8 protein-coding genes are annotated in these 12,456 nt (G+C 36.1%); 3 read left to right on the top strand and 5 right to left on the bottom strand.

The genetic code is table 11. The features are described 5' to 3' along the window. Positions 1-8 precede the first annotated feature (8 nt). The 5 genes from CLV73_RS06610 to CLV73_RS06590 form a co-directional block, all read right to left on the bottom strand. Positions 9-944: a hypothetical protein gene (locus tag CLV73_RS06610; RefSeq protein ID WP_100376054.1), complete on the bottom strand. Its 936-nt coding sequence runs from the start codon at positions 942-944 to the stop codon at positions 9-11. Between the two features lie 24 nt (positions 945-968). After that, entirely contained in the window at positions 969-1,871 is a 903-nt protein-coding gene (locus CLV73_RS06605) for a bacteriophage abortive infection AbiH family protein (protein WP_100376053.1), read from the bottom strand. A 377-nt stretch (positions 1,872-2,248) separates the two neighbouring features. After that, positions 2,249-2,755, bottom strand: coding sequence for a hypothetical protein (locus CLV73_RS06600; RefSeq protein ID WP_228424263.1), 507 nt, complete (start codon positions 2,753-2,755; stop codon positions 2,249-2,251). A 333-nt stretch (positions 2,756-3,088) separates the two neighbouring features. Continuing rightward, the gene (locus tag CLV73_RS06595; protein WP_100376052.1) at positions 3,089-4,150 is read right to left on the bottom strand and encodes a hypothetical protein; all 1,062 of its coding nucleotides are present in this window, start codon (positions 4,148-4,150) and stop codon (positions 3,089-3,091) included. A 736-nt stretch (positions 4,151-4,886) separates the two neighbouring features. Further along, a complete protein-coding gene (locus CLV73_RS06590; protein WP_157798738.1) occupies positions 4,887-5,789 on the bottom strand; it encodes a HEPN domain-containing protein in 903 nt (300 codons plus the stop codon). Positions 5,790-6,452: 663 nt separating this feature from the next. Here CLV73_RS06590 and CLV73_RS06585 point away from each other — a divergent pair. The 3 genes from CLV73_RS06585 (at position 6,453) to CLV73_RS06575 (ending at position 12,423) form a co-directional block, all read left to right on the top strand. Next, positions 6,453-7,751, top strand: a complete 1,299-nt coding sequence (locus CLV73_RS06585; protein ID WP_100376050.1) for a TlpA family protein disulfide reductase — start codon at positions 6,453-6,455, stop codon at positions 7,749-7,751. Positions 7,752-7,842: 91 nt separating this feature from the next. Next, positions 7,843-11,037 (top strand): SusC/RagA family TonB-linked outer membrane protein, encoded by a 3,195-nt coding sequence (locus tag CLV73_RS06580; RefSeq protein WP_100376049.1) that lies wholly within the window; start codon positions 7,843-7,845, stop codon positions 11,035-11,037. Between the two features lie 30 nt (positions 11,038-11,067). Beyond that, the gene (locus tag CLV73_RS06575) at positions 11,068-12,423 is read left to right on the top strand and encodes a RagB/SusD family nutrient uptake outer membrane protein (RefSeq protein WP_100376048.1); all 1,356 of its coding nucleotides are present in this window, start codon (positions 11,068-11,070) and stop codon (positions 12,421-12,423) included. The last annotated feature ends 33 nt before the right edge of the window (positions 12,424-12,456 follow it).

Below are 12,456 nucleotides of genomic sequence, written 5' to 3'. Positions count from 1 at the left end.
TAATGCTTTTATAAATTCTTTATTTTCTGTGAGATTAAAAATTCTATTGTCGAAACTAGTTCATTGACAGAAAGATTTGAAATGTAATATGTATAGTAAGTCAATTCTTTTACAGGTAATTCTGTGACCATAAAAGTTTTGATATTAATATGTTCCAGTTTGAAAGCTTTTGGAATTTCAGTATAATAAAAATTCTGTAAGAAAGCATTAAATAAATGAATGTCTATATTTTTTTCTTTTAAATGTTTATCGATTGAAATAACTTCCTGCTCGGGATTTTCCACGATTGAGTATGGTAGTCTAAAATTACGATACTGTTCTAAGTAAGGAAAATGTAAGAATTCCAAGCTCGCCTGAAATGCACAGTGATATATGTAGAAGTTTATTGCGACATCACTTTGGCCCTGCAATTCACCAATAAAGGCCATTTTTTCAAAAATTGTTCTTTTCAATTCTAAAGAATCATATATGTATAAGCCATAAGATTGATTTGAACAATCTCTTAGTATTGAAAAAGCTTTGTCAAATTCTTTATTTTTTAAGAGTATGTCTGCTTTGAAAAGTAGCACTAACACTTTTTCTTTAGTGTTGTTAGGTATTTTATCAAGATTATCTTCAATGAAATTCAATGCATATTTAGATTCAATTTTGTGATGTAAACTGGATACAGATAACAGTATTTCGGGGTTGTTAGAATCAGATAGCTTTTTGATCTTACTATCAACAAAAGCAAACAGATTTGCGTTCTCAAGACCTATTTTTTTTGAATAATCAATGTATCTGTCTAGAATTGACAATAAATCACTGAACTCAAAATCATTTTGCTCAATGAACTCGCCTAGAAAATTAAAAACTGTTTCAAGTGATTTTGTTTTTATTTGATTTGTCAGGAAGGTTTTAAATCTGGAAACCTTGTAATCTTTTTCTCTAAAACTATATTCCATAATAATTGATAACTTTAATAATTGCTAAAGCAAATCGTAATCAGACATCTTAAAAAATTCTATTCTACTTTCTTGTATTCCAATTTTTCGGAGACTTTTTAAATGCCTGGCTTTTTCGTCATTGCTATAATAGCTTATCTTCCATTTTGCTGCTTCATTGCTATATTTTTTTATCATTTTAAAATAGGGCATATCAATAGAATTAAGAGAATGGCCTAGTACTATGATGTCATTGATTTTACTGAGACTTTTAAAGAAACTGTGGTTATTACGGATAGTATCTTTTACAGGTTTTTGCAGTGCAAAAAAAGTTTGTTGAGCATTGGCTTCTGAATCAGAAAATGGGGTTCTCGTGCTTTCACTATTTTCGTCAAAAAGAGGTTGTTTTTTTACGGTTTTATTGTGTCCAAATATCATGCTTCCCTGATCATTTTCAACATCTCCATGTATATGAAGTATTTTTTCACTTGAGATTTGATAGACTTCCTCTAACGTCATTGTATAATTAAAGCTTAAGAACAGTGAATTTTCTTCTAAATCAAGTTTTTTTTCAGCTGATTCCAGATTTAAATCAGTCAACCAGTTTTCAAATGCATCTCTGATTTTATTAAGTAATATTTCAGTCTCTTGTTCCAAATCATCTTCAAGAGCAAACAAATAGCTTGGTTTAAAATTTTCATCAAGAATATCAATCTGATTTATATCATCGAAGAACGCTTTCGAATTAAAGGTACTTAGATCATACTCAAAGTTTGTCCATAAATACTGATTATTTGAACTTTGTTTTACATTAAATGTAAAGTACTCTTCAAAAGTGTTTTCTAAATCATGATTAGTTTTATTAACAAATATGTGGAAATCACTATAATTGGTCGGAAGATCATGATATCTATCAAATCCATTCCCAATGATATAAAGTTTAGTCATGTATTAGTTTTTAGTTACCTATTTATCAATGTTCTGTATTTAATGGGAAATACAACATGAAAATAGTTAACTAAATTAACGATTTTATTTTTAGAAATTGATTTTTTCAATACAGATAAGATGTAATTTTTAATAGTCCTATTATTTCAAAAAAATCTCCATATTAACGAGGATAAAACTAATAACCATAAAAACTCAAATAGGCATGAGAATCCAGTATAAAGGTATAAATCTTATATTAGAATGTAATTTAAAAAGCTAATTCTTAAACAATCTTATGTTGATTGAATTAAAACGCATTAGCTTCCCAATTAAAATATTGTGTATAGGCATATGTGTTTTGTCTTGTTTGTACGCAGTACTATCAATTAGTATTTTCATAAAATTCGGTTATTCATTATTTCATTAAATATTATCGATCTCATTACATACATTAATAATATATCGAGTCCATATAGTAATTCTGCCTCATTGATTTTCATCCAGCGGAAAAACTGTAGTATTAAATTATAATCTTGTCTTATACAAGTATCAATTACAGGATTATTAGAAAGGAAACAAATAGGTTCGTGATGTGCAATTCTATTCCGTAAATCATTGACTTTTGCAAGTTCATTGAACATATAAGTATGATTGTACTGAATTGTCGGTGTACTGGCAGGTTTTGAAGGAAAAATTTGCAATAAGCTTTGTCCAGCTACTCTAAATTGTGGTTGTGCAAACAAATATCTCCATAATCCGAAATCAAGCTCTGTAACTAATTTGGGATGCGTATATGAAGAGTTCAACTTATTTTTGGCTGGTATAATAATATTTTTAGTAGTTCTTGATTGGTGCGTATCAAATCTTCCTCCTATTAAACAAAAATCATTTAACCATTGCATACCGAAAAGATTTGAATAATGTTTGTCTATTGCATTTCGTAGAGCAACTTCAAAACAGCTTACAACGGTAAACATCTCCTGTGAAAGCTTCAGATTTTTACGATGTCATTGCCTTTTTTGTATTCTCGCTAACAGCTAATAAATACCTATTTAATCTAGGTTCAGACATTATATTCTTAAAATCTTCAAATTTCATCAATCATATTTTTTTACTAACATTTGCTAAAATATTCTGATTAATGTTCGCAACCTATCGGTTAGTGTTGAACCAAAAGTTGACATTTTATTGTATTAAATTAAAATTCCAATGTTAGATTTTAAAGTTAATACCATCTATTCTAAGGCTTTTGATATATAGTATGTCTTAGAGATAAGACTTAACTTACTATTTTTGTCTGTACTTACGATTCCAACAGGCATATTGTCCTTAGTCACACCTGGAAACATAGAATATGTTATCCAAAAATGATCTACTTGGAAATAATCATATGTCACCTGATCACCGACATTCACAACCGTAATAGGATAAATATGTTTATCTCCGTTATTTAATTCGCAATAGCAGATTTCTTTAATTTCATTAAACATTCCTACTCCTAAATTTCCTTTCGATGTGTTTGTAATGTTTACTTTAATTGGAAAACGTTTAGAGTATTTTACAATAAAATTATCCAGATATTTAAAATTACTCAGTTGTTCTAATCCTTCGGTGGATACAGCTTCAATTATCGATTTGCGAACAAGCTCATTAGAGTTAAATACAAAATCATATCCAGCTAAATCCTTTATCTCAAAAGCTTCCCGAAAGCTTTTGGTTTTTGTTTTTGTTTTAATTTTATCAATTGTAACAATTTTGTGAGCTACAAACAAATTAGTACCATTGACACTAATTCTTTTCTTATTCCCGTAATCAACTTCTCCTTCAATTTCAAGAGTGTTTTTTGGTAATTTTGCCATAATACTAGCAGAAATATTATCATTAAATATGAGATCAAATGCTGCAGCATTCAGTGAGGAGAAAACCATTTTTTCGCCTTCTACTAATGGTAATTTATATAAATCTTTTACTGTGTATACCTCAAGTTTATTAAAGACAACTTTTAAATCGTTTGAAGAATAACCTCCTAACCCGAGACTAGATAGTAATCCCAATGATAAACTTCCAGTATTTTCTGTATCCAGCGCTAAATTATTTAATGATTGAGAAATAATTAATTGGTTTTCAGGAAGTCCATCTGTCGTGGCACCTAAATTAGTAACCCATTTTGCACCAACAATCGAATGATTTGTGGGTATTTTACTAATTGTATATCCCTCCAATATATTTTTTAATTGCTGAGAGAAGTGTAGTTGTGAAATAAAAATGCCTGCAAAAAATAAAATTTTAGTTTTCATAGCTCAGTCGATTGGTTATCAAACGAATATACAATTTTTTAAACATTTTTTTTCTCTTTTTTTGATTTTAATTATTTTTAAGCTAAAGATTGTATATGATTTCAGGTCCACAATGTTGCGTTCATATTAAATTTAGAGCAAAAAAAGCAAGAATCTATTTCAACTGTTTCAAACGTTCTATAAAGAAGTAGATAATAAAAACAAAAAAACATTGCATCTTTAGATGTAATGTTCGCGAGGCTACCGCTTAGAATTTTCGTACGGACAAACCAGTATAAATCAATATCGTGGGATTTAAAATAGTAATAAAATGTTTAACAAATCTTTATTAATACTAAAAACTAAAACTTAGGACTTAATAATTACTTTAAAAAAGTTTCTGCTAACTGTTCTAACTTTTCAAGATCAAATTTTTTTATTTTCTGTCCATCACAATTTTTTTTGAATTGATTACTTTATCCTCCCAGTAATCTAATGACAAATCATTTTTGAATTGTTTGATAATGATCTTTATAATGAATCGTTTGATTAGTTCTATCAAATATTTCTATCCTTCTTGTGAATAGCCAACATTGTTGCTAAGCAATCAATAAAAACTGATTGAAAATTTTCAATATGGATAAATATTTTTGTTCCAACTCTGCCTAGAAGATATTAAAAAATATAATACGAAATCTCTGATTCTAATTCATTTTTAGGATTAGAAAAATCATCGTTATAATTATTATTGAGATAGTTACATTTCCTTTATCTGTCTTTCTATTTCATTAACGAAATCTTCTACCTCAGATATGAGGTCACCGATATCATCTTTACTTATTGTAATATATTCTCCTTCTTTTGTTTTACCGTTTCTATGTACAATATCATGCCTAATTTCAATTGCCCGCGCTATTTTCGCAAAATTAGGGAACTCGATGTTCAAAGTATCTTTGTACATTGGCTTGACCTTATCTAAATTATGGTAAACAACTTTATACATTGCCTCTTTTGCCTTATCTTCAACTTTGTCCTTCAGATCATAGAGTTGGGACATCGGTATTCTTTCCTTTTGAAAATCTTTGTAGTTCTCATAAAATCTTTTCAAATGATCTGGTGTAGAAATAACGGTGTTTATGTATGCGCTTGACAAGTAGGTTTCCAGACAAGTAATTACATTTATGTATAACAGATTTCTTAATGTATAGATCAATTCATCAGGTAAAATCACTCCATATGCAGAAATGAAAAAGTCCCGCTCGATCTTGCTATCTTCTTCTGTCGTTATATTAAAGTCATTTAATTCCTTTATTTTTAGGATTTCGTCTTCGAAATTATCATAAAAGTCGGTATTACTTAATATTGCTTCCAATTCATAATCAGAAATTTCTTCCACCTCAATGTTTGCGCCTTTATTTAAGTTATCTACGTGACCATCACCACCAGCGTATGTTACATAGATTGAAATTGGGAACTCTTTACCACAGTCACATATGGCAAAACCTTCTTCTTCTACCTGGCTATCGCTTGCCTTATCTGCAGCATAATTTGGGGCAGGAATAAAAATATCTTCACTTTTAACTTTCATACCACAGCTATCACAATCAAAGCTTACAGTTAACGATTTATTTCCAAAAGGGTTAAAACTAAAATAATTCATTCTTTAAGTTTATAGGGTAACAGTTTTAAGTAACTCTTATCAATTTTAGATTATTGATACCAATTTCAAATATACACTATAAATCTATTTAGATAATCTTTAATAAGCTATAACTTTCCGTTTGTATAACAAAAAACATTACACCTTTCGATGTAATGTTCGCGAAGCTATTACTTAGAATCTCGTTCCAGAAAACTGCCAATTTTCAAATAGCAACGGGATGATAAGTTGAAAGCTCACGTCCGCGGCGTGGGCTCTCTCTATCTGTTGCTATGGGTATGGCAGTACCTCTGTTCGGATATTGTAGAGTACCACGCCGTTTTTATTTTCCTATGCAGTTCGCTATCTCTACATTTTCTAAGCTGCTTTTACTATAAAGTATAGATTAGGAAGGATACAATGGCAGCAAATCCATTGGAGCTTTATAGCTCACACAATTAGTAAATTTCATTCATATTAAATTTTGACCTGTATCGGCAGGGAGTTTTCTGCACTGGTGAAGCTTCCGTCGATACGGTCTATAAAACTATCAAATCAAGAAACAGACAATAAAAATTAATCAACCTCAAAGAACAATAAAAAAGCCCTTTCCGCAAGAGTTTGGCGACCAAACGGAAAGAGCATAATCAGTTATTAATAATCATTAAAAACCTATTCAAAAGTATGAAAAATATCTTTTGCAGGGGAATCCTGTCCCTTGTTTTTACCTTTGTGGCGGCTATCACATCCTTTGCCCAGAGTAAATCTGTTAAAGTCGGAGAACCTCTTCCCGATAGCTTCTGGACAACTTCTTTTCAGGTAGTCAACCATCCTCAAAAAACCTTAAATCTTTCTGACGATAAGAATAAACTCATTCTCCTGGACTTCTGGAACACCTGGTGCAGTGCCTGCCTGAAGGCGTTTCCCAAAATGGAGCAGCTTAAGGAACAGTTCGGAGATAAAGTAAAAATTCTGGCCGTAAGCAATCAGGACCGCCAGACTCTTGAAAAGTTTTTTGCTTCCAAAAACGGACAGCGTTTCAATAATGTTGTCTCCGTAGCGGGAGACCAGCTTTTTCATCCCTTGTTTCCGCATCAGGGCGTTCCCTATGTTGTATGGATCAAAGATGGAAAGCTGCTCAGCACAACAGACGGTGCGCAGGTCAATGAAAATACCATCAGTAAGGTCTTGGGAGGAGAAAGTTCCGGACTTCAGACCGTCATCCAGATGAGTAGGGAAAGACCCCTGATGCTTTCCGAAGATTTTGATCGTGAGAAAGGATTGTCAATGATCAATTATTCCATTTTTGCCAAAGGAAGAATACGAGGAATGGGCTTTGGCTCCGGTTTTCGAAGATCGGGTAACCAGATATATGGACGAGAGTTTACCAATCTGTCCCTTCTCGAGATCTTTTCCGCGCTTGCCGATGAGATATTCCAGATGCGTAAAGAATCTTTTAGCGAGAAACGAAGAATTGTTGAAGTCCAAAACCCAACATTACTGGACTACATCAAAAAGGCTGACGGATCTGTAGAAGACGGCAATCTCTACAGCTATGAGTACATTGTTCCGCTATCCAAGGCAGATTCACTCTATCCGTTAATGCTGAGAAATCTCAGCGAGTATGCAGATTACAAGGCCACCATCGAAAAAAGAAAGGTTAGATGTATGGTACTAAAGAGGACATCATCCATCGATAAGCTAAATACCAAAGGAGGCCCAACGCGTTTTTCATTCTCAATGACAGAGACGACCTTAAAAAATGCTTCACTCTATAAATTGGTCAATAACCTGAATGCCATTCCTGCGGTTTCCTTACCCATAGTAGATGATACAGGAATAACAGGCAATGTAGACATGACAATGGGAGCGATCTCGGATGTACCTTCTATCAGAAAAGCACTTTCAAAATATGACCTGGACCTTCAGGAAGAAGAGCGTGAAATTGATATGCTGATCATAAGGGATAAACTAAAAAATTAGCTCTGGGATATACTTAGTGGAGCTGTCATTGAGAAGCTTTCCTATGCCTCTCTAAAAAACTAAACAATTATTCAAACTGTAATTTTTAACTATGAAGAAACTATACATCCCGCTATTGCTATGCTGTACGTTGTCACTCACGGCACAGCATACTCTTTCAGGTTATGTGATCACTGAAGAGAATTCGCTTCCTCTTTCGGGAGCAACGATCAATATTCTGAACTCAAAAACAGTTATAATCACTGATAAGAATGGCTTTTTCAAACTTCCTGCAAGTGGGGAAAAGATCACCCTGAATATTTCGCACAGCGGCTACAGATCTGTATCGCTTGATGTTACATTACCGCTCGATACACCCCTGAGAATTGTTCTTTCGCACAAAGTGAATGACATTCAGGAAGTGAATATCTCCACCGGTTACCAGAAGATCCCCAAGGAAAGAGCTACCGGTTCATTTACATTCACGGATAATAAACTGCTCAACCAACAGGTGAGTACCAATATACTCGACAGGCTTGCCAATGTTGCGGGAGGTGTTTTCCTGGAACGGGGACGTTCCGGAAGTCCCCAGCTGATGGTCAGAGGGCTCAGTACCATCAACGGCCCCAAATCCCCTCTGATCGTGGTCGATAATTTTCCCTATGAAGGCGACATCAGTAACATCAATCCCAATATGGTGGAAAGCATTACTGTACTTAAGGATGCCTCAGCAGCCAGTATCTGGGGCGCAAGAGCCGCCAATGGGGTCATTGTCATTACTACAAAAACCGGGAAATTCAATCAGCCTGTCAAAGTGGAATTCAATTTCAATACAAGCTATAGCCCCAAGCCGGATTTTGGCTATCTGAAAACAATGTCATCTTCCGATTTTATAGAGGTTGAAAAAGGATTATTTCAAAAAGGTTTTTATAACAGTGATATCAACTCTTCCTCTCATCCAGTCCTGTCACCTGTAGTCGATCTGTTGAATAAAGCAAAAAACGGATTGATCTCTTCCGATGAAGCTGATCGTCAGATCCGGCAATTGAGCAGTATTGACGCCAAAGAACAGTTCCGCCGCTATATGTACACGCCTTCGGAAAAAAGACAATACTACGTGGGCGTCACAGGGGGAGCTCCTGCATTTTTATGGAGCACTGCACTGGGGTATGATGATAATACCGGCAATTTAGGGGAAGACTATAACAGGATGAACCTGCGTTTCCAGAATGTATGGAAACCTGTCAATAAATTATCGCTCACCAGCAGCCTGTATTATACGGAAACTACTACGAAAAGCGGGCGTACTGCTTATGGTGGAATTATAATGGGAAGAAACTCGTTCGTTCCCTATATGAAGCTGGCAGATGAGAACGGCCGTCCTCTTGTCGTGAACAAAGATTATAACCAAAACTACAAGGACAGCTTTGAAAAGGGCAAGCTGAATGACTGGAATTATTATCCTCTGACGGACTGGCAGAACGACCAGGTAAAAACCAAAGCCTCGGAAGTAATGGTAAACGCTGGCATTAATTATAAAATATGGAAAGGACTGGAAGCAGATGTAAAATACCAGCATCAACGTTTGAATGACAATTCTGATAATCTGCATAATGCCCGGAGTTACTATGCGAGGAACTACGTCAATAGTTTTGCGCAGATCAATAACGGCAATGTAACGTTCATTGTTCCCAAAGGAGGTATTTTAGACCAATCCTCTTCTCTAACCACCATCAACAACATCAGAGGGCAGCTCAGCTACAACGGGCAATGGAACAGGCATAACATCTCCACCATAACAGGAGGTGAAAGCCGTGATGCCGTCAGGACCTACCATTACAACCGCTATTATGGATTTGATGAGGAACGGATGACCTCCGGCGCCGTAGATTATGCCCATCAATACCCGCTGCTTCCCACAGGCAGCACTGATTTCATACAGCGAAACCAGTCTTTGGGAAAACGCACCACCCGTTTTGTCTCCCTTTATGCCAATGCAGCCTATACTTACGATAACAGATATACGATTTCCGCAAGTTTCCGAAGGGATGCCAGCAACCTGTTCGGGCTTAAAACGAATGACCAGTGGAATCCTTTCTGGTCAGTCGGTACTTTATGGGATATTTCAAAAGAAAATTTCTATAGGATAGTCTGGCTTCCTAGCCTGAAGCTTAGAGGCTCTTTCGGGTATAATGGAAATATTGACCCTGCAATGGTGGCCGTAAGTACAATTGCCTACGATCTGGATAACTCAGTTTATACAGGAACACCAATGGCCCGAATCGACAATTATTACAATCCAAACCTTCGATGGGAAACCTCACGTATGGTTAACATAGGCCTCGACTTTTCATCCCGGAACAACAGGATCAGCGGCTCCGTGGAATATTTTACCAAGAAAGGAACCAATCTCTTTGGCCCTGCGCAGATGGACTATACCACCGGTATTGATTATATGCGTTCCAATGTGGCAGAGATCAAAGGAAAAGGGATGGATATAGTTCTGAAAACGTTCAACATTGATAAGGTCATTCAATGGAACACGATTCTCAACTTCAGCATTTACCACGATAAGATCTCAAAATATTACCTGCTGAACCCAATGGCCAATCAATTTATCGGCAATGGGTCTTCTGTGCCGATTTCAGGAATTGAAGGAAAACCGGTGTATTCCATCTTTGCTTACCAATGGGCAGGACTGGACCCCAAAACGGGAGACCCCAGAGGTTATCTTAATGGCGCAGTAAGCAATGACTATTCAGCTCTTACCGGTGCAGGAACATCGGTCAATGATCTGGTGTTCTTTGGTTCCGCTTTACCAACGGCATATGGCTCATTCATCAACTCTGTGGGCTATCAGAATTTTAGTCTCGATATCGGTATTGTATTTAAATTGGGATACTATTTCAGAAGGAGTTCTATTAACTATACCAACTTATACAGGAGCTGGACAGGACATAGCGATTTTGAAAACCGCTGGCAGAAAGAGGGTGATGAAGCGTTCACGGATGTTCCGTCCAATACGTTACAAAGCAACGCCAACAGGGATGCCTTTTACAGTGGTTCAAGCGTACTGGTAGAAAAGGCTGACCATATCCGTCTGCAATACATCAATCTCAACTATCGTTTCAGTGAAAATTTTTTACGATCGACAATGTTCAAAGATCTCAGTTTGTTTATAAACCTTAGTGATCTTGGTTTGTTGTGGAAAGCCAATAAAAGTGGAATCGATCCGGATTTTAATCTCGGTGGCAACGGATTAAAACCACCTTCCGTGTATACCATCGGATTACGCGCCAATTTCTAAAACTTCTGATCTAACATTACTTATTATACTATGAAAAAGTCATTTAAAATAACATTAGGATTATTATCTGTATTAATGATATCGACAAGCTGTAACCGCTTTTTAGATGAAAAGTCTGATTCGACACTGGCCGTGGCTGTGAGCCTTGAAGATAATCAGGCATTGATGGACCGCCTTTCTGATGTGGTCATCAATTTTGCATCCAGCGGACTGGCTTCCTGTGATGAGCTCTATTTGTCGGATGCCGATTTTGATGCTATGGAATATCAGGAGGATAAGAGCCTGTATACATGGCAGAAAGATCATGTATCCGCCAGCCAGGGTGTAGGCAATGATTGGTATTATACTTACAGAGGTATTTATATTTCCAATGTTGTTCTCAATAACCTGGACACCTACGCCATCCCGGGAGCCGAAAACGTAAGAGGACAGGCATTGGCAATGAGAGCGATACGGTATCTGGACGCAGCGCAGATCTGGTGTCCTGCCTATAGCAGTAGTAAAGCTTCAACAGATTTGGGACTTCCGCTGCGTTTGGATCCGGATATGAATATTCCCTCCCAGCGTTCTACAGTGAAACAAACCTATGATCAGGTCCTGAAAGACCTGCATGAAGCTGTGGATCTTTTGCCGGTCAAACAGGTTGCTGCCAGCAGACCATCTAAAATTACGGCATTAGCATACCTTGCAAGGACTTATCTATTTATGGGCGATTATCAGAAATCCCTAGCCTATGCCTTGCAGGCGTTGAGCTATCAAAATACGCTCTTGGATTTCAATACACTGAACGTAACAGAATCATACCCCATCAAAAATATGAATGTTGAAGTTTTGCTGCGGACAACTATGAGGATTTCAGCACCCGTACGCTTTGCAGCAGCTAAAGTGACTGATACGCTGTATCAGAGTTATCATTCTAATGACATCAGAAAGTCCGCTTATTTCACAGTAAATGCTAACGGTGATATTTCTTTTAAGGGCAATTATACCGGAGGCTCCTCAGGGAAAATGACAAGTGTTACAGTGGATGAATTGTACCTGATCGCAGCAGAATCCTATGCTCAAACAGACGACATTACAAATTCTATGATGACACTAAATAGTCTCCTTATTAAAAGATGGAAAACCGGAACCTATATCCCTTTTACAGCCGGCTCAAAGCAAGAGGCCTTAGCGATCATTAAAAATGAAAGATGCAAGGAACTCTTGTTCAGGGGAATTCGCTGGGCAGATCTTAAGAGGTATAACCGGGACGGGGCCAATATTACGTTAACAAGAACGGTCAAAGGACAAACTTATACGTTGCCTCCGAATGACCTTCGGTATGCAATAGCCATCCCGGAAGAAATTATAACGCTAAGCGGAATGCCTCAGAATCCAAGATAAAGACGAAAGCAATAGAATAAGATCTATAAAAGA

The sequence above is a fragment of the Chryseobacterium geocarposphaerae genome (genome assembly GCF_002797535.1).
Taxonomy (GTDB): domain Bacteria; phylum Bacteroidota; class Bacteroidia; order Flavobacteriales; family Weeksellaceae; genus Chryseobacterium; species Chryseobacterium geocarposphaerae.
This window is presented reverse-complemented; position numbering and strand designations above follow the sequence as displayed.